At 63.4% G+C, this 17,000-nt stretch carries 19 protein-coding genes; 12 read left to right on the forward strand and 7 right to left on the reverse strand.

The window, feature by feature from the left end; genetic code table 11:
- The first annotated feature begins 1 nt into the window (after position 1).
- On the forward strand, positions 2–3,385 hold the full coding sequence (locus MKAN_RS22650; RefSeq protein ID WP_023372212.1) for a pyruvate carboxylase: 3,384 nt from the start codon (positions 2–4) through the stop codon (positions 3,383–3,385).
- Positions 3,382–3,936: a 16S rRNA (guanine(966)-N(2))-methyltransferase RsmD gene (rsmD, locus tag MKAN_RS22655; protein WP_036444344.1), complete on the forward strand. Its 555-nt coding sequence runs from the start codon at positions 3,382–3,384 to the stop codon at positions 3,934–3,936. The genes MKAN_RS22650 and rsmD overlap by 4 nt, the downstream gene beginning before the upstream one ends.
- Before the next feature lie 22 nt (positions 3,937–3,958).
- On the opposite strand, the gene MKAN_RS32225 is transcribed toward rsmD, so the two are convergent.
- Entirely contained in the window at positions 3,959–4,177 is a 219-nt protein-coding gene (locus MKAN_RS32225) for a hypothetical protein (RefSeq protein ID WP_178131768.1), read from the reverse strand.
- Between MKAN_RS32225 and coaD the strand changes: the two genes are divergently transcribed.
- Positions 4,176–4,652: a pantetheine-phosphate adenylyltransferase gene (coaD, locus tag MKAN_RS22665; protein ID WP_036391924.1), complete on the forward strand. Its 477-nt coding sequence runs from the start codon at positions 4,176–4,178 to the stop codon at positions 4,650–4,652. The two genes, MKAN_RS32225 and coaD, sit on opposite strands and share 2 nt — an antisense overlap.
- A gap of 61 nt (positions 4,653–4,713) precedes the next feature.
- Here coaD and MKAN_RS22670 read toward each other — a convergent pair whose 3' ends face one another.
- The 4 genes from MKAN_RS22670 to pcaH form a co-directional block, all read right to left on the reverse strand.
- Entirely contained in the window at positions 4,714–4,896 is a 183-nt protein-coding gene (locus MKAN_RS22670; protein WP_023372216.1) for a hypothetical protein, read from the reverse strand.
- A gap of 381 nt (positions 4,897–5,277) precedes the next feature.
- A complete protein-coding gene (pcaDC, locus tag MKAN_RS22675; RefSeq protein ID WP_023372217.1) occupies positions 5,278–6,468 on the reverse strand; it encodes a bifunctional 3-oxoadipate enol-lactonase/4-carboxymuconolactone decarboxylase PcaDC in 1,191 nt (396 codons plus the stop codon).
- Positions 6,465–7,025 carry a protocatechuate 3,4-dioxygenase subunit alpha gene (pcaG, locus tag MKAN_RS22680; protein WP_023372218.1) on the reverse strand — a complete coding sequence of 187 codons (561 nt, stop codon included), beginning with the start codon at positions 7,023–7,025 and terminating at the stop codon, positions 6,465–6,467. Before pcaG ends, pcaDC begins: the two co-directional genes overlap by 4 nt.
- Positions 7,025–7,774 (reverse strand): protocatechuate 3,4-dioxygenase subunit beta, encoded by a 750-nt coding sequence (pcaH, locus tag MKAN_RS22685; RefSeq protein WP_023372219.1) that lies wholly within the window; start codon positions 7,772–7,774, stop codon positions 7,025–7,027. The genes pcaG and pcaH overlap by 1 nt, the downstream gene beginning before the upstream one ends.
- A 70-nt stretch (positions 7,775–7,844) precedes the next feature.
- Between pcaH and MKAN_RS22690 the strand changes: the two genes are divergently transcribed.
- From MKAN_RS22690 to phtC, 9 genes are all read left to right on the forward strand, one after another.
- A complete protein-coding gene (locus tag MKAN_RS22690) occupies positions 7,845–8,594 on the forward strand; it encodes an IclR family transcriptional regulator (RefSeq protein WP_023372220.1) in 750 nt (249 codons plus the stop codon).
- A gap of 147 nt (positions 8,595–8,741) precedes the next feature.
- On the forward strand, positions 8,742–9,326 hold the full coding sequence (locus tag MKAN_RS28930; protein WP_023372221.1) for a P-II family nitrogen regulator: 585 nt from the start codon (positions 8,742–8,744) through the stop codon (positions 9,324–9,326).
- 432 nt (positions 9,327–9,758) lie between these two features.
- Positions 9,759–11,177 carry a Rieske 2Fe-2S domain-containing protein gene (locus MKAN_RS22700; protein ID WP_230589207.1) on the forward strand — a complete coding sequence of 473 codons (1,419 nt, stop codon included), beginning with the start codon at positions 9,759–9,761 and terminating at the stop codon, positions 11,175–11,177.
- 74 nt (positions 11,178–11,251) lie between these two features.
- Complete coding sequence (locus MKAN_RS22705; protein ID WP_036391928.1) at positions 11,252–11,803, forward strand: 3-phenylpropionate/cinnamic acid dioxygenase subunit beta; 552 nt, start codon at positions 11,252–11,254, stop codon at positions 11,801–11,803.
- On the forward strand, positions 11,800–12,114 hold the full coding sequence (locus MKAN_RS22710) for a hypothetical protein (protein ID WP_023372225.1): 315 nt from the start codon (positions 11,800–11,802) through the stop codon (positions 12,112–12,114). The genes MKAN_RS22705 and MKAN_RS22710 overlap by 4 nt, the downstream gene beginning before the upstream one ends.
- Entirely contained in the window at positions 12,111–12,902 is a 792-nt protein-coding gene (gene hcaB, locus MKAN_RS22715) for a 3-(cis-5,6-dihydroxycyclohexa-1,3-dien-1-yl)propanoate dehydrogenase (protein ID WP_036391295.1), read from the forward strand. Before MKAN_RS22710 ends, hcaB begins: the two co-directional genes overlap by 4 nt.
- Positions 12,903–12,940: 38 nt before the next feature.
- Complete coding sequence (locus tag MKAN_RS22720) at positions 12,941–13,135, forward strand: ferredoxin (protein WP_023372227.1); 195 nt, start codon at positions 12,941–12,943, stop codon at positions 13,133–13,135.
- The gene (locus MKAN_RS22725) at positions 13,135–14,361 is read left to right on the forward strand and encodes an NAD(P)/FAD-dependent oxidoreductase (RefSeq protein WP_023372228.1); all 1,227 of its coding nucleotides are present in this window, start codon (positions 13,135–13,137) and stop codon (positions 14,359–14,361) included. The genes MKAN_RS22720 and MKAN_RS22725 overlap by 1 nt, the downstream gene beginning before the upstream one ends.
- A gap of 25 nt (positions 14,362–14,386) precedes the next feature.
- The gene (gene phtC / locus MKAN_RS22730; RefSeq protein ID WP_099185097.1) at positions 14,387–15,109 is read left to right on the forward strand and encodes a 3,4-dihydroxyphthalate decarboxylase; all 723 of its coding nucleotides are present in this window, start codon (positions 14,387–14,389) and stop codon (positions 15,107–15,109) included.
- Positions 15,110–15,125: 16 nt separating this feature from the next.
- Here phtC and MKAN_RS22735 read toward each other — a convergent pair whose 3' ends face one another.
- Positions 15,126–15,938 carry an IclR family transcriptional regulator gene (locus tag MKAN_RS22735; RefSeq protein ID WP_023372230.1) on the reverse strand — a complete coding sequence of 271 codons (813 nt, stop codon included), beginning with the start codon at positions 15,936–15,938 and terminating at the stop codon, positions 15,126–15,128.
- Between the two features lie 145 nt (positions 15,939–16,083).
- Entirely contained in the window at positions 16,084–16,980 is an 897-nt protein-coding gene (purU, locus tag MKAN_RS22740) for a formyltetrahydrofolate deformylase (protein ID WP_023372231.1), read from the reverse strand.
- Between the last annotated feature and the right edge of the window lie 20 nt (positions 16,981–17,000).

Below are 17,000 nucleotides of genomic sequence, written 5' to 3' on the forward strand. Positions count from 1 at the left end.
CGTGATCTCCAAAGTGCTGGTGGCCAATCGCGGGGAGATCGCGATCCGGGCCTTTCGCGCCGCCTATGAACTCGGTATCGGCACGGTGGCCGTCTACGCCTACGAGGACCGCAATTCGCTGCATCGGTCCAAGGCCGACGAGTCCTACCAGATCGGCGAAATGGGGCACCCGGTACGTGCGTACCTTTCGGTGGACCAGATCGTGGAAACCGCTCGCCGCGCCGGCGCTGACGCGATCTACCCCGGTTACGGGTTCTTGTCGGAGAACCCCGAGTTGTCCAGGGCATGTGCGGCCGCGGGCATCACCTTCGTCGGCCCCGGCGCCGAAGTGCTTGAGCTGACTGGAAATAAGTCCCGGGCCGTCGCCGCCGCCCGGCAAGCGGGCCTGCCGGTGCTGACGTCGTCGGCGCCGTCGGCCTCGGTCGACGAGCTGATGTCGGCCGCCGCGGGCATGCGGTTTCCCTTGTTCGTCAAGGCGGTTGCCGGCGGTGGTGGCCGCGGTATGCGCCGGGTCGGCGATATAGCCGCACTGCCCGAAGCCATCGAAGCCGCCAGCCGCGAAGCCGAGTCGGCATTCGGAGACCCGACGGTCTATCTGGAACAGGCGGTGTTACGCCCGCGCCACATCGAGGTGCAGATCCTGGCGGACACTAGCGGCAACGTGATCCACCTTTACGAGCGCGACTGCAGTGTGCAGCGCCGCCATCAGAAGGTCATCGAACTGGCGCCGGCGCCCAACCTGCCCGCCGAGTTGCGCGACCGGATGTGCGCCGACGCGGTGGCCTTCGCCCGCCACATCGGTTACAGCTGCGCCGGGACCGTCGAGTTTCTCCTTGACCAGCGCGGCGAGTACGTGTTCATCGAGATGAATCCGCGGATTCAGGTGGAACACACCGTCACCGAAGAGATCACCGATGTGGACCTGGTCTCCAGCCAGCTGCGCATTGCCGCAGGGGAGGCGCTCGACGACCTGGGCCTTGAGCAGGAGACCGTCCATCCACACGGCGCCGCGCTGCAGTGTCGGATCACCACCGAGGACCCGGCCAACGGGTTCCGGCCCGACACCGGCCGGATCAGCGCGCTGCGCACCCCCGGCGGCGCCGGCATCCGGCTGGACGGCAGCACCAACCTCGGCGCCGAGATCAGCGCCCACTTCGATTCCATGCTGGTCAAGCTGACCTGCCGGGGCCGTGACTTCCCGACAGCGGTGAATCGGGCGCGCCGGGCGATGGCGGAGTTCCGGATTCGCGGGGTATCCACGAACATCCCCTTCCTGCAAGCGGTTCTGGACGATCCTGATTTCCAGGCCGGCCGCATCACCACGTCGTTCATCGACGAACGGCCACAGCTGCTGACCGCGCGATCCTCGGCCGATCGGGGCACCAAGATCCTCAACTACCTGGCCGATGTCACCGTCAATAAACCGCACGGCACCAGACCGTCGACGGTCTACCCGCAGGACAAACTGCCCGATGTCGACCTGGACGCCCCGCCGCCGGCTGGCTCCAAGCAACGCCTGGCCGAATTGGGGCCGGAGGGTTTCGCGCGCTGGCTGCGGGACTCGGCGGCAGTGCGGGTGACCGACACGACATTTCGTGACGCGCATCAGTCGCTGCTGGCCACCCGGGTGCGCACCAGCGGGCTGATGATGGTGGCGCCGTATCTGGCCCGCAGCATGCCGCAGCTGCTGTCGGTGGAGTGCTGGGGCGGTGCAACTTACGATGTGGCACTTCGCTTTCTGAAAGAAGACCCGTGGGAGCGGCTGGCCGCGCTGCGCCAGGCGATCCCGAACATCTGCCTGCAGATGCTGCTGCGGGGCCGCAATACCGTGGGCTACACCCCCTATCCGGAGGTGGTGACGTCGGCGTTCATCGACGAGGCCACCGCCACGGGCATCGACATCTTCCGGATCTTCGACGCGCTCAACAACCTTGAGTCGATGCGCCCGGCGATCGACGCTGTACGCGAAACCGGTTCTGCGGTAGCCGAAGTCGCGATGTGCTACACCGGCGACCTGGCAGACCCCGGTGAGCGGCTGTACACGCTCGACTACTATCTGAGGCTGGCCGAGTCCATCGTGGCGGCGGGCGCCCATGTGCTGGCCATCAAGGACATGGCGGGGCTGTTGCGGGCTTCGGCCGCGGCAAAGCTGGTCTCCGCCTTGCGAAGTCGCTTCGACCTTCCGGTGCACGTGCATACCCACGACACTCCGGGCGGTCAGCTGGCCAGCTATGTCGCCGCCTGGCACGCGGGGGCCGACGCCGTCGACGGGGCCGCTGCCCCACTGGCGGGCACCACCAGCCAACCCGCGCTGAGTTCGATCGTGGCCGCCGCCGCACACACCGACTACGACACCGGTTTGTCGCTTGCCGCGGTCTGCGCTCTGGAGCCGTTTTGGGAGGCGCTGCGAAAAGTGTATGCACCCTTTGAATCCGGCCTTCCCGGGCCGACGGGGCGAGTCTACCGCCACGAGATTCCGGGCGGTCAGCTATCGAATCTGCGCCAGCAGGCGATCGCCCTGGGTTTGGGGGACCGGTTCGAGGAGGTCGAGGAGGCATACGCCGGCGCCGACCGAATCCTGGGCCGGCTGATCAAGGTCACGCCGTCATCGAAGGTCGTCGGTGATCTGGCGCTCGCCCTGGTCGGCGCCGGCGTTAGTGCCGACGAATTCGCCTCCGAGCCGGCACGATTCGATATTCCGGATTCGGTGTTGGGGTTCCTGCGGGGTGAGTTGGGCGATCCGCCCGGCGGGTGGCCCGAGCCGTTGCGCAGCACGGCGCTGGCCGGCCGGGCGCCGGCCAAGTCCGCCGGACAACTGACGGGCGACGACGAGGCGGCTCTGGCGGTGCCGGGACCCAAACGGCAGGCCGTGTTGAATCGGTTGCTCTTCCCTGGTCCCACAAAGGAATTCGAGGAACACCGGGAGACGTACGGGGACACCTCGCAGTTGTCGGCCAACCAGTTCTTCTACGGGTTGCGGCAGGGCGAGGAGCACCGGGTGAAGCTGGAACGCGGGGTGGAGCTGCTGATCGGTCTGGAGGCCATCTCCGAGCCCGACGAACGCGGCATGCGAACGGTGATGTGCATCATCAACGGCCAGTTGCGCCCGGTGCTGGTGCGCGACCGCAGCATTGCCAGCTCAGTACCCGCCGCCGAGAAGGCCGATCGCGGAAACCCGGGTCACATCGCCGCGCCATTCGCCGGGGTCGTCACCATCGCCGTGATCGTCGGCGACCACGTCACGGCGGGCCAGACCATCGCCACCATCGAAGCGATGAAGATGGAGGCCCCCATCACCGCACCCAACGACGGCACGGTGCAGCGGGTGGCGGTCTCGGATACCGCCCAGGTCGAGGGCGGAGACCTGCTGGCGGTGGTGAGCTGACCCGGATCATCGGCGGCGTCGCCGGGGGACGGCGGCTCGCGGTACCCCCGCGGGGGACCAGGCCGACCACCGATCGGGTCCGCGAAGCGCTGTTCAACATCGTGAGCGCGCGCCGTGAGCTGACCGGCCTGGCCGTGCTCGACCTTTATGCCGGTTCGGGCGCACTCGGGCTGGAGGCATTGTCGCGCGGAGCCGCGTCAGCACTGTTCGTGGAGGCCGACCAACGCACCGCGGCCGTCATCGCACGCAACGCCAAGGCCCTGGGTCTGGCCGGTGCGACGGTGCGCCGGGGCACGGTGGCCGCCGTCCTGGCGGCAGGGACGTCCGCTCCGGTGGACCTGGTGCTGGCCGATCCGCCCTATGACGTCGACACCGCGGACATCGATACCGTCCTTGCCGCGTTGAGCACCCACGGCTGGGTCCGCGACGAAACCATCGCCGTGGTGGAACGGCCGGTGGCCAGTGCGCCGTTGACCTGGCCGGCGGGCTGGACCAGGTGGCCCAAGCGGGTGTACGGCGACACCCGGCTGGAGTTGGCCGAGCGGCGCTGAACGGGCCTGCTAGCGTCTGGTGTCATGGGCGCCGCTCCTCAACATCACTTCGTTCTGCCTCGTCGCCGGCTTCGTCTGATGGGCGCCGCTCCTCAACATCACTTCGTTCTGCCTCGTCGCCGGCTTCGTCTGATTGGCGCCGCTCCTCAACATCACTTCGTTCTGCCTCGTCGCCGGCTTCGTCTGATGGGCGCCGCTCCTCAACATCACTTCGTTCTGCCTCGTCGCCGGTGCGGTTCATGAGCGGCGCGGTATGCCCGGGGTCATTCGACCCGGTCACGTTGGGCCACATCGACGTTTTCGAACGTGCCGCGGCCCAGTTCGACGAGGTGGTGGTGGCGATCCTGACCAATCCGACCAAGAAGGGCATGTTCGACCTGGACGAGCGGATCGCGATGATCAACGAGTCGACCACCCACCTGCCCAACCTGCGGGTGGAGGCCGGACAGGGCCTGGTGGTCGACTTCGTCAAGTCCCGGGGGATGAACGCCATCGTGAAGGGTTTGCGCACCGGCACCGACTTCGAATACGAGCTGCAGATGGCGCAGATGAACAAGCACATCGCCGGCGTGGACACTTTTTTCGTCGCGACCGCGCCGCGGTATTCGTTCGTGTCGTCGTCGCTGGCCAAAGAGGTGGCGACGCTCGGTGGCGATGTGTCGGAGTTGCTGCCCGAGCCGGTGAACCGGCGACTGCGCGAAAAGCTCTCCGGCTGAAGCCAAATGGGCCCGGCCCGGGGAAGTGGACCGGGCCCGTCGGCGAGCGGGCTGCCGATGACTAGCTTGGGTCAAAGCACTCGTAGAACGTCTGCGTCGCGTAGTCGTAACAGGTGTAGGTGCCGTATGCCTGGTGGCTGGGCGCCGGGTCGGCGGCGCCGACACTGGCTCCCAGGGCGGCCAGGCCGATGGCCGAAGCCAGCAGGGACATGCCGGCAAGGGCGCGGAGACGGGTGGTCGACATTGATACCTCTCTTTGCGTTGTTGTCTTTGCTTGGAAGCGATTTCGGGTGGCGGCCGTGGCCGTTGCAGAAAGACTGACGGCGGCCGCTTGGCGAAACCTTGGCAGATCCTTGACAGGTGGCGATACATCGGAGGCCACATCTACGGAGCCGGGCGCGGGGCAGGCTCGCGAATGCGGTCGTCGAGAAGCCGCAGGCCAACATCGACGGCCGAGCATTATCAGGCGGAGGACCGAGGACGCTCGTGTGGTAGCCGGTTTTATGCGATCGATAGGTTCAGCCCAGGGGTGCGTCGCGGGTTCAGGGCGTCGGTCGCGATCACGGGCACTGCGGTCATCGTGGGCATTCGACCGAGAAGCGGAAACTACCGTCTGGGTTGTCCGCTAGGTTTGGTCGGCGTCGTAATCGGCGAGCACTTGGCTGGCAATGCGAAACGCGGAATTCGCCGCCGCCACTCCGCAATAGAGCGCCAGTTGCAGCACGAGCTCCTCGATCTCGTCATTGGTCAGACCGTTGCGGCGCGCGGCCCGAAGATGCATCGCCAGCTCATCGGCATGGTGGCCACGAGCAATCAACGCGGTCAGCGTGATGAGCGATCGGCTTCGCCTGTCTAGGCCGGGACGGGTCCAAATTCCACCCCACACGTTACGGGTGATCATGTCCTGAAAGTCTGCCGTGAACGCCGTCGTCGTCGCGATTGCACGTTCGACGTGGGCGTCGCCGAGCACCTCCCGTCGCATCGCCATCCCGGCGCTATAGAGCGCGTCGCCACGGCGAAGGTGGCCGATCAGGAGGTTGGCGATCTGCTCGGGCACCTCTGCGGGTGCCAAGTGCCCAACTCTATCGAGGACTTCCAGCCAGCCAACTCTTGCCCCATTTGCTATCTGCCGCAAGCATTCCGGGGGTGTGACCCTATCGGCGGTGCCAGCGATCGCGAGCACGGGCGTGGTGATCTCGGTGAGCCGATCGGTGACATCGAAGTTCGCCAGTACATCGCACCCCTGTGCATAGGACGTACCGTCCGTTCTGCGCAACTCGTTGATCAGTGCAGAGACTACGGCCGGTTCGCGATCCCGGAACCCGGCAGCGAACCAGCGGTCGGCAGCGCTATCGGCTACCGCGCTGGTGCCCGTTGTCCTGGCAGTGGCTGCGCGGGACTTCCAGTCATGGACGGTGCCAATCACGGCCGCAGTGCACAGCAGCGACGCGGTACGGACCCGGTGTGGCGCGTCGAGCAGTAGTTGCAGTCCGACCGCCCCACCGATGGAAACACCGGAGTAATGAAACTGCGCTCCACCGGTGATGTCGTCGGCCAGCCCCACCACGGCGGCCGCCAATTCGGCAATCGTGAACGGCGATTCGGCTGTGGGGCTGCGGCCATGGCCGGGCAGATCCCAGCCCACGACGTACACGTGCTCCGCCAGCCGTTCCGCAGCGACCTCCCATAGGGCTCTTACCGAGGTGCCCAGGGACGGGCCCAGTATCAGCATGCCCGCCCGTTGTGGTCCGCCGAATTCGGTAGCAGCGATGCGCGGGATGGCCGGGCGCCTTCTCGGCCCGAACGAATTGGTCATCGCCGATGCCTCGAATAGCGCAAAAACACTGTCTCGCCGTCTCCTTGGAGCTTGATGTCGAAGCGGAGGCCGTGCTCGTCCGGTACTGCAACGAGCGTTCGTCGCCGGTCGGCGGGCAACGAGGCCAGCAGCTTGTCGTCGTCTAGTCGCTCACCCGGTAGATATACCCGCGTGAACAAATGGTTCAACAGCCCGCGAGCGAACACGGCCATGGCAATAAATGGAGCCGAATCGTTTCGCAGACCAGGCTGGACGGTGGTGAAGCTGTAGTGGCCGGCGTCATCGGTACTGGCACGGCCCCACCCGGTGAAGGTCCAGCCATCGCGGTGCAGCGAACCTGTCGCGGCCGGGATCATGCCATCAGCGTCGGGCTGCCAAATTTCTATCAGCGCGTCGGGGACAGGCTCGCCGACTCCATCTGTCACCACTCCATGCAGACGGATGGACCGGGACGACCCGGGTGGTATGAGTTCGTTGCAGCGTTGGAAAGGCAGGGCATGGCCGAAGAACGGGCCCGCGGATTGGCCGGGTGTTTCCGGCAGCGAAATGGTTGTCATCAGGACTCCATGGGGGTGCGGTAATCGCCGGAGAGCACAATGTCCCACCGGTAGCCGAGAGCTGATTCGGGGGTGCTCACGTCGTGGTCGTAGCGGGCTACCAGCCGCTCACGGGCCTTCGGGTCAGTGACGGATTGGTAGATGGGGTCGAGGGCGAGCAGCGGATCGCTGGGGAAGTACATCTGAGTGATCATGCGTTGGGTGAATGCGGTTCCGAACACCGAGAAGTGGATATGTGCCGGTCTCCACGCATTCTGATGGTTCCGCCATGGGTACGCGCCGGGTCTGATGGTGATGAAGCGGTAGCCGCCGTCGTCGTCGGTCAGGCACCGGCCGGTGCCGGTGAAGTTCGGGTCCAATGGGGCTCGATGTTGGTCACGCTTGTGGGCGTAGCGGCCGCTGGCGTTTGCCTGCCAGATTTCGATGAGCTGGCGCCGCACCGGTCGCCCAAGCCCGTCAAGAAGACGCCCCGTTATCACCAAGCGCTCGCCGATTGGCTCGCCGCAGTGCTGAATGGTCAAATCCGATTCCAGCGGGTGAACATCGCGGTTGCCGAAGCACGGGGCGGACAGCTCGAGCGTTTCGGGGTCGACACCTTGTAATTCCATTGTGGGGGAGCGTAATTGACTGCCGCGGCAGGGCGGGTAGTTCAGTCGTGGTTGGGTCTCTTCGACTTTGGCCCGAAGGTAATCGGCTTCGATCGCTGCCATCTGTGCGGTTATCTCGGTTTGGGTGATTGCTGTTTCCATATGGCGGACGGTATTGCGGCGAGGCTCCAAGCATGAAGGCTAGACTTTCGCTGAGCGGAAGGAGTTCCGTGTGGCGGGAAACACGTCGATACCGGGTATCACGGTCACTTCTCGAATAATGGCCGTGCTCAGCGCCTTCGACGAAGAGCACCGCAGCCTTACACTGACCGAGCTCGCGGCCCGTGCCCGGATACCGGTGCCAACCGCGCATCGTCTCATCGGTGAACTGGTTGTCGGTGGTGCGTTGCATCGCCGCGATGACGGCCACTACGTGGTGGGTCCGCTGTTGTGGCAGGCCGGTTTGTTGGCTCCGGTCGAAGGTGGGTTGCAGTATCTGGCAGAGCCGTTCATGCATGACATTTACGCCGCGACGTTGGCCACTGTGCACTTGGCGGTTCGCGACGGCGACGAGGTGTTGTACATCGAGCGGATGGCGGGCCGGACTTCCGTGCCGATCCTCAGTCGGGCGGGCAGCCGGTTGCCGATGCACGCGACCGGCGTGGGCAAGGTGCTGCTTGCCTATGCGCCGCCGGAGGTCCAGGCAACGGTGCTTGCCAAGCTGACACGGATCACGCCGTACACCATTACGCGGGCGGATGTGTTGCGCGCTCAACTGGAACGAATTCGCCGCGATGGCCTGGCAACCACCAGCGAAGAGATGTCGATTGGTGCGTGTTCGCTTGCGGTTCCTGTGGAACGGTCTTCGGACGGTCGAGTGGTGGCTGCGATCGGTGTCGTAGTGTCCACGCTCAAACGTGACCGGCAGCGGCTTTTAGGCGCCCTTCAGGTCGCGGCCCGCGGAATTGGTCGGTTGGCCTAGCTCTCTGCCACGCAGAGATAGCTTGACCGCGGGTACACGTTCAGATCATCATTCTGTTGAACAGATATAGACCTCTGTTGAGCAGAACAACTGATGGGTCGCCAGCACACGTCAAGTCCGCATGCGGAGAGGAGGTGGAGACGCTAGATGCTCGTCGTAGAGCTCGTTGAAACACTGTTGATCAAGGTTTTCGTGGATCTCGTTGGCTCCGTCTCCAGCGCCATGGACTGCGCAATGTCTTCGAGGAGGCGGACCCGGCCCGGCAACGGGTATTCGGTTCACGATGTGTTCTTGCGGTACACGGGCGTTCAACCAGAAATTGCCTGGCGGCGGGTCCGTCAGGAGCAGAGCACGGTCACTGTGGACCAGAAACCCGTCCCTACCAAAGGATTAGGACTACTAGAAATGAAATTAGTCACAGCGGTCGTGAAACAACTCGCGCTGGACGACATCAAGACGAACCTGCTTCGTACCGAGGGGGTTTCATGGATAGCGGTCAGCGCGGTCCACGTCTACGAGCCGCAGAATGGTCGCGCTCAGTTCTACCGGGGCGTCCAATACCCGACCGACATCGCACCGAAAGTGCGCTTCGAAGTCCTCGTTGACGATGCCTGTGTTGACGAAGCCGTCGCCAGCATCACCCAGGCGGCACGCTTCGCCGAGAATCGTGATGGCGAACTATGGATCTGCGAGGTCCGAACGGCAAACCACTGCCCGCAACGCAACATGTGAACGCGAATTACCAGGCGCTGGAACTCATCTCAGGTTTGCATGCGTCGCCGTGGGCGGCGAGTCAAGTTTGCGGCGGCATCGTGACGTGGTGTCAACGGACTTCCGGCGTCACCGTGGTGAATGGTGTGGGTCAAGTCGGTGTCCGCGGCAACGGCGGATGCCTGCGGAGAGACGGGACTTGCCGTCTATGAAGTGCTCGGTATCGCGGGCTTCGGCTCGTGAGTGATGTCTTGTCGCTCGGCTGATCTGCGGACGTGCGGTGTCTGGACCGATACGGCCATCTCTGCTCTACAGAGATGAGTTGGCGACATCGACTGTGCACGGATCATGCTAGCTACTTAACAGAAAACAGTCTCTGTTTTACCGAAAAATTATATGGAGGTGTTTGAATTGGTCGTCCACCGGCAAGTATTCGACGATGTTCGCCGAGGCATGATTCCCGCGCACATCTACAACGACGCGGAACTGTTCGAGCTCGAGAAAGAACGAATCTTCGGCCGTGCGTGGATGCTTGTCGCGCACGAGTCGGAGGTCCCACAGGACGGTGACTATGTCGTCCGCAGGGTTCTCAACGACTCATTCATCATTGCTCGCGATTCCATGGGCGAGGTCCGGGTGATGTTCAACATGTGCCTTCACCGCGGCATGCAGGTATGTCGTGCGGAGATCGGCAATGCTTCGAACTTTCGTTGCCCGTATCACGGTTGGTCCTACCGTAACGACGGACGGCTCATCGGATTGCCCTTTCACAAAGAGGCCTACGGCGGCGAAGACGGATTCCGGAAGAAGGGCCAGACCCTGCTGCCGGCTCCGAACCTGGCCAGTTACAACGGGCTCATCTTCGTCAGCATGGATCCAGACGCTGAACCGCTCGAGGACTTCCTGGGTGAGTTCAAGTTCTATCTGGATTTCTATACCAAACAGAGTAGCCACGGATTGGAAGTCCGTGGACCACAACGCTGGCGGATAAAGGCCAACTGGAAAATCGGCGTGGAGAACTTTTCCGGCGACATGTACCACACACCGCAGACCCACGCTTCGGTCGTGGAGATCGGACTGTTCCGAGAGCCCAAGGCGGAGAAACGCAAGGACGGCGTGACGTACTGGGCGCACCGTGGCGGCGGCACGACATACAAGCTTCCTGCCGGGACGTTCGAGGAACGCATGCGCTACATCGGCTATCCCGACGACATGATCAAGCGGATGAGCGAGGTTTGGACCCCCGAGCAACAACAACTGGTCGGCGACGACGGGTTCATCATCTCTGCCGCGTCATGCTTTCCGAACCTCAGCCTCGTGCACAACTGGCCAAGGATTCAAGACGGCGACGACGTAGTGCCATTCATCTCCATCCGAACGTGGCAGCCTATCAACGAGCATGAGACCGAGGTGTATTCCTGGTTTGCAGTCGATTCCGCCGCGTCCGACACCTACAAGAAGAACTCCTACAAAGCGTATCTCATGTGCTTCGGCTCGAGCGGCATGTTCGAACAGGACGACGTGGAGAACTGGGTCTCGGTCACCAACACGGCCGCGGGGTCGATGGCCCGTCGGCTCCTGCTGAATAGCCGGATGGGCCTGTTAGCCGACGGTCGGCCCGTCATCGAACCGCTGTCACCACAACGGTTCCACGGACCGGGTGTAGCACACATCGGCTACAACGAGTACAACCAGCGGTCATTGCTCAGTTTGTGGGCCGATCATCTCGAATTGCCGCCAGCATCAACCCTGCGAACAGCTATCGGTACGCGCAATCCGGAAGGCATTACCAGCCCCGTACAAACCAACTGCCCTCCGAACACCCGTCCGAGCATCAACGAAGAAGAAGCGGAGGGGGCGACGCTCTCATGACGAATTCCAAGCAGCCGATCTCCGCCGAAGGTCGCCGAGTGACCCCGTCGGCAGGGGGGCATCCGACGCGGGCCGTGTTAGGAGACCATGCGCCACATCAGCAGCGGGTGGGAAAACCATTGCCGTTCAACGACGAAAGGCATTTGGCCGCGCATCAGTTCCTCGTCGATGAAGCGTATCTGCTCGATGCTCAGGAATATCGCCACTGGCTGGACTTGCTCACTGACGACGTCCATTACTTCATGCCGGTCCGGGTCACGACCGCGCTCGGTGCTGGTTTTGACACCTCGCCGGGCATGGCACATTTCGACGAGAACAAGTACTCGCTGAGCCGGCGGGTTGCACGGTTCCTGACCGAGCATGCCTGGACCGAGGATCCTCCGTCGAGGCTGCGGCACTACGTCACTAACGTTCGTACGTTTGCCTGTGCAGACGATGCACACCTGGTTGTCGAGTCGGCTGAATTGCTCTTCCGAAGCCGCGGCGATGTCAACGACGGTGCCTTGATCTCATGCGGCCGCGAAGACCTCTTGCGCTTTGATGGCCGGCGGTGGCTGCTGGCTCGTCGGATCATTTTGTTCGACGAGTCGGTCATCCGCATGCAGAATCTGGCGGTGTTCCTATGACCGTGCGTTGGGAAGGCAAAGGTGAAGTTGTCACGGCAGCCCGTCGGGCCGCGCGCGAACTTGTCGAGCTCGAAGCTGGCGCGGTCGGTGAAACACTCAGGATCGCAAACGAATTCACTGAGGTAGTGGTACAGCGGGTGGATACTCGGAACGGATCGCGACTGCTGATCAGATCACCTCGGTCCGGACAGTGGGTCACCCTCGATGCCCTCGAAGGCGAGTCGTTGACCTGGCAGAACGGCCGTACCTTGGCGGCGATGGTGGGCAACATGTACGCGCCGCTACTGCCGGACCAGGACAGTGCGCGATGACGGGATGGCTCGACGGCAAGCGGGCTCTTGTGGTTGGGGCGGGCTCTGGGATCGGCAGGGCCGTTGTTGACGCATTTCGTGCTGAAGGCGCCCGGGTGGCCGTGGTCGAACGGGACCACGCCAAATGCGAGAAGCTCATTCATGAGCTGCCCGATGTCCCGGTAGTCGAGGGTGACGCGACTACGCGTCGGGTCAACGATCTTGCCGTCGCCGCTGCGGTCGAAGCTTTCGGCGGCCTCGATACGCTGGTCAACTGCGTTGGAATCTTCGATTTCTACAAGGGCATTAGCGACATTGCAGGCGACGAGCTGAGCGGTGCTTTCGACGAGATGTTCCGCACTAATGTCTTGAGCCATCTGCAGTCGGTCAAGGCGGCGGTCCCCGCGCTTAGGTCCGAGGTAGGCGCCTCGATCGTGCTCACCGAGTCGACATCGTCGTACTATCCACATCGCGGCGGAGTGCTATACGTCTCTTCGAAGTTCGCCGTCCGCGGTTTGGTCTGCAGGCTGGCTTACGAACTCGCACCGCACATTAGGGTCAACGGTGTAGCGCCGGGCGGCACCTTGAACACCGACCTTCGCGGCTTGAAGAGCCTATCGCTGAACGATATTCGACTCGACGACGGGCCCGACCGGGCTCGCGAGCTCGCTGCTCGCACACCGCTCAACGTCGCGCTCTGTCCCGAAGACCACGCGTGGAGCTATGTATTCCTCGCGTCCGACCGATCGCGCGGCATCACGGGTGGGAATGCACACCCAGACGGAGGGTTCGGTATGGGCGCGCACTAATCCATGTACGCACCTTAATAGGAAGGGAAAACACAACCATGACAACGCTCAAAGCCGATCGTGGTGCTTGCCAGGGCTACGCCAACTGCGTTGCCGCTGCCGAGGACTACTTTGATGTCGACGATGACGGGGTCGTCGTCTTGCTCAAGACAGCGGTACCCGACTCCGAGCGAGTTCGCGTCGAGTTAGCGGCACGGAGTTGCCCCGTGTCGGCGTTGCGGATGGAAAATTGATGAATCGCGAAGCTGTGGTGATCGTCGGCGCATCGATCGGCGGTGTTCGCACCGCGCAGGCATTGCGTGGCGCAAACTACACCGGCCGGATCATCGTCGTCACCGACGAGATCCGAGAACCGTACGACAAGCCGCCGCTTTCGAAGGCGTTCCTCGCCGGCACGGCGACCGTCGACAAGATTTCGCTGCTGAGCCACGCTGCCGCTGAAGAGTTGGGTATCGAGCTGCTGCTGGGATGGCGTGCAACTCGAGTGGATTTGGCGTGCAATGAGGTTGAGTTCGAATCAGGCAAGAGGCTGACTTTTGGCCACCTGGTCATTGCGACGGGAGCTCGGGCGCTACCCTCGCCCTGGGGGCAGCCAGATGGCGTGCAAGTGCTGCGCACGCTCGACGACTCGCTTCGTCTACGCGCGGAGCTGGAGTATGGCGGCCGGCTGGTGGTGGTCGGTGGTGGCTTCATCGGTGCCGAAATAGCCGCAACCGCCAGATCGATGGGTCTGACGGTCACTATCGTTGACCCCAACTCCGTGCCGATGCAACGCGTGCTGGGAACCGAGATCGGCGAAGCATTCAAACGGTTGCACGAAAGCAATGGCGTCACAACTTTTTTCGGGGTGGGTGTTCAGGGAATTACGGGACACCGCGGTCATTTCCGCGTGGGGCTGACAAACGGCCACGTATTGGCCGCCGACTACCTCGTCTTCGGAATCGGAGCAGTTCCCAACGATCAGTGGTTGGCATCTTCAGGTCTGCGCACCGCCAATGGCGTGGTATGCGACGAGTATTTGCGCGCCGTGGAGGCCTCAAATGTGTTTGCGGTGGGGGATGTATGCCGTTGGCTTAACCCGCGATACGGCCGAGCGACCAGGGTCGAACACTGGACCAATGCGGTCGACCAGGCTGCGGCTGTCGCACACAACATCAGTCAGCCAAGTGACCTCATCGCCTACGGGCCGGTCGAATACGTGTGGAGTGACCAATACGACTGGAAGATCCGGATTGTCGGCGACACCAGCCTGGGGGATGGTGGCCGCGTCGAGGTCATTGGCGACGACCACGCCGACCGATTCGCGGCACTGTACCGTCCCAACGGGCATGCCTTGGGCGGGATTGTCACCGTCAACTGGCCGCGCGCACTGATCATGGGCCGCAAAGCCCTCACCGAAAGAACCCCGTATCGAGTAGTCAAGGACACGCTCGGCCAGCTCGCTGAACCCAACGCGTAGTTCTCGAGGACTCCAAGTGACCCTGGTGCCGACCCTGGCAGAGCAGCGATTACTGGTGGCGCAGGCGTGCCGGGTTGCGGCCTCGCGCGGGCTGGTCGACGGCATCCTGGGCCATATCAGTCTTCGCGTCGATGACGAGCATCTGCTGATTCGGTGTCGCAGCGACAGCGACGTTGGCGTTGCCTGCACCCGCGCCGAGGACATCCGCCTGGTCCGCTTCGACGGAACGGGCGGTGCTGCACGCGAACTCGACGGCTATCGGGTGCCCAATGAATTCCCCATCCACACCGAAACGATGCGGGCCAACCCGCAATACCGTGCCGTGGCACACCTACACCCGCCCGCGGTTGTCGCCGCCGATCTCGCGGGAATCACCATCCAGCCGATCTACGGCGCGTTCGATATCCCGGGCGCCCGGCTCGCACGCGACGGCGTGCCGGTCTATGAACGCTCAGTACTAATCCGCAGCGCCCAGCTGGGTAAGCAGGTGGTGGCGGCGATGGGCAGCCGGCCGCTGCTTATCTGCCGCGGACACGGAATCGTCAGCGCGTCGAGGACGGTCCAACAAGCAGTGTTGCAAGCCATTGGTCTCGACCAACTCGCACGCATGTCGTTGCAAGTGGTGTCTGCCGGTGGGACACTACGCGCCATAGATGGCCAGGACTGGGCCGACCTGCCCGACCTCGGCCCAACTCTTACCGCTGATGCCGCCTGGTGCCACGAACTCGCCCGTCTCACTACCTCATAGGCCGTCTACCGAGGGATCAGGTCAGGTGGTCAGCTATCTCCTTGGCGGCCCCCATCAGAAGGGCTGCCACCGGTGGATACTGGGACGGACGCAGGCGATTTGCCGGCGCAGCAGCGTTGAGGGCCAAGCGTAAACCGGGCACACGTGTGCGGATGGGCGCAGCGACTGATGCCACGCCCTCCTCGCTCTCCTCCCTGCTTACGGCATAACCCCGTCGACGGATCCGGGCAAGCTCCTTGGCCAGCTCCGTCCTACTTGCGATCGAATGTGGAGTGATGCGCTCGAGCTCTTCATCCGGATAAATCTGCAGGACTTGCGCGTCGGACAGCTGAGCGAGCATCGCCTTGCCTGTCGACGTGCAGTGCGCCGGCACGTTGCGTCCAAGACGCAATGCCACTCGGACAGCGGTTGGGCCTTCCACTGCAGCGATGAAACGGACGTTGGCGCCGTCGAGCATGCCGACATGTACGGACTCCTTCAGACGTTTGCTGAGCCGATGCATGACCGGCTTTGCCGCTCCTTCGACATCGATCCGACGGATGAGCGAGAACGCCACGCTCGTTAGCGCAGGGCCAGGGTGGTAAACCCGCGACACCGGGTCTTGACGGACAAACCCCCGATATTGCAGCATCGCCAGGAGCCGGTGTGCAGTCGACGAGGCGACGCCCAGATACCTTGTCGCCTGAGTCAACCGGATCTCGGGCTGTTCGCTGAAGAGCAAGATCAGCTTCAACGCCCGGTCGACCGACTCGATCGGGTACTGCGGAAGCAGCGGGTCCTTGGTCCCAGTGCGCCCTGCGCTGGCGCTCCCTGATTGCCGTTTCGGCATAGCAGATACCGTACCCGGGTTGCGGAATCGCACAGCCGATCCGCACGCGACTCGTCGAGGAGGAGATTGCATGGCCAATCTCGCTCGGTTGGCTTACTGCGCAGTGGAGAACAACGGGACCGGTTTATCTGTACATAGGCCGGCGTCAGAAGACGATGGTCTGGTTGTGGTGGACGATGACACGGTCCTGGCAGTGCCAGAGGACGGCCCGGGAGAGCACCGCGCGTTCGACGTCGGCACCAACGCGGACCAGGTCTTCGACGGTGTAGTTGTGGTCGACACGAACCACGTCTTGTTCGATGATCGGGCCTTCGTCGAGGACTTCGGTCACGTAGTGAGCCGTAGCGCCGATCAGCTTGACGCCGCGTTCCCGGGCGCGTTTGTAGGGCGCCGCGCCGGTGAAGGCGGGAAGAAACGAATGGTGAATGTTGATCAGCGGGCAGCCGATTGCGGCCAGGAATGCTGGGCTCAGTATCTGCATGTACCTGGCAAGGACCACCAAATCGACATTGCCGCTGAGCAACTGGAGCTGCCGCTGCTCGGCTTCGGCGCGGGTGTCCCGGGTGGCCGGGATGTGGACGAATGGCACGCCGAACGGGCGGACGTGATCGGCCAGTTCAGGATGGTTGGCGATCACCATGACCACCGACATCTCCAGCTCGCCGCGACGGTTGCGCCACAACAGGTCTAACAGGCAGTGATCACTCTTGGAGGCCATGATGGCGACCCGTTTGGGCTTGGCGGCCTCGCTGAACCGGTAATCGATGCCGAACCTGCCGGCCACGGCGACGCCGAAGTCGCGTTGCAGCTCGTCGATGGCCGCGGTCAGGCCGGGTAGGTGAAAGATCGCGCGCTGCAGGAAAGTTCCACCTTCCGGCGCGGTGGAGTGCTGGTCCAGGGAGATGATGTTCGCGCCGGCTTGGGCCAAGAACCCGCTCACCGCGGCGATAATTCCGGGGCGGTCGTGGCAACGCAGCAGCAGCCGGCCGATATCGGCCGGCTGCTGCGGACCGCCAGGCGGCGGCGGATAGGTATCAGACATTGCCGCAGGCCAGGATACGC

It is taken from the genome of Mycobacterium kansasii ATCC 12478 (genome assembly GCF_000157895.3).
Lineage (GTDB): Bacteria > Actinomycetota > Actinomycetes > Mycobacteriales > Mycobacteriaceae > Mycobacterium > Mycobacterium kansasii.

Coding starts and splice junctions, on each gene's coding strand:
- MKAN_RS22735 (WP_023372230.1), bottom strand. CDS start 15,938: ATGCCGAAACGGCAATCAGGGAGCGCCAGCGCAGGGCGCACTGGGACC.
- MKAN_RS22720 (WP_023372227.1), top strand. CDS start 12,941: ATGACAACGCTCAAAGCCGATCGTGGTGCTTGCCAGGGCTACGCCAAC.
- coaD (WP_036391924.1), top strand. CDS start 4,176: ATGAGCGGCGCGGTATGCCCGGGGTCATTCGACCCGGTCACGTTGGGC.
- purU (WP_023372231.1), bottom strand. CDS start 16,980: ATGTCTGATACCTATCCGCCGCCGCCTGGCGGTCCGCAGCAGCCGGCC.
- MKAN_RS22725 (WP_023372228.1), top strand. CDS start 13,135: ATGAATCGCGAAGCTGTGGTGATCGTCGGCGCATCGATCGGCGGTGTT.
- pcaDC (WP_023372217.1), bottom strand. CDS start 6,468: ATGACCAATTCGTTCGGGCCGAGAAGGCGCCCGGCCATCCCGCGCATC.
- MKAN_RS22710 (WP_023372225.1), top strand. CDS start 11,800: ATGACCGTGCGTTGGGAAGGCAAAGGTGAAGTTGTCACGGCAGCCCGT.
- MKAN_RS32225 (WP_178131768.1), bottom strand. CDS start 4,177: ATGAACCGCACCGGCGACGAGGCAGAACGAAGTGATGTTGAGGAGCGG.
- MKAN_RS22700 (WP_230589207.1), top strand. CDS start 9,759: ATGATTCCCGCGCACATCTACAACGACGCGGAACTGTTCGAGCTCGAG.
- pcaH (WP_023372219.1), bottom strand. CDS start 7,774: ATGGAAACAGCAATCACCCAAACCGAGATAACCGCACAGATGGCAGCG.
- pcaG (WP_023372218.1), bottom strand. CDS start 7,025: ATGACAACCATTTCGCTGCCGGAAACACCCGGCCAATCCGCGGGCCCG.
- MKAN_RS28930 (WP_023372221.1), top strand. CDS start 8,742: ATGCTCGTCGTAGAGCTCGTTGAAACACTGTTGATCAAGGTTTTCGTG.
- MKAN_RS22670 (WP_023372216.1), bottom strand. CDS start 4,896: ATGTCGACCACCCGTCTCCGCGCCCTTGCCGGCATGTCCCTGCTGGCT.
- hcaB (WP_036391295.1), top strand. CDS start 12,111: ATGACGGGATGGCTCGACGGCAAGCGGGCTCTTGTGGTTGGGGCGGGC.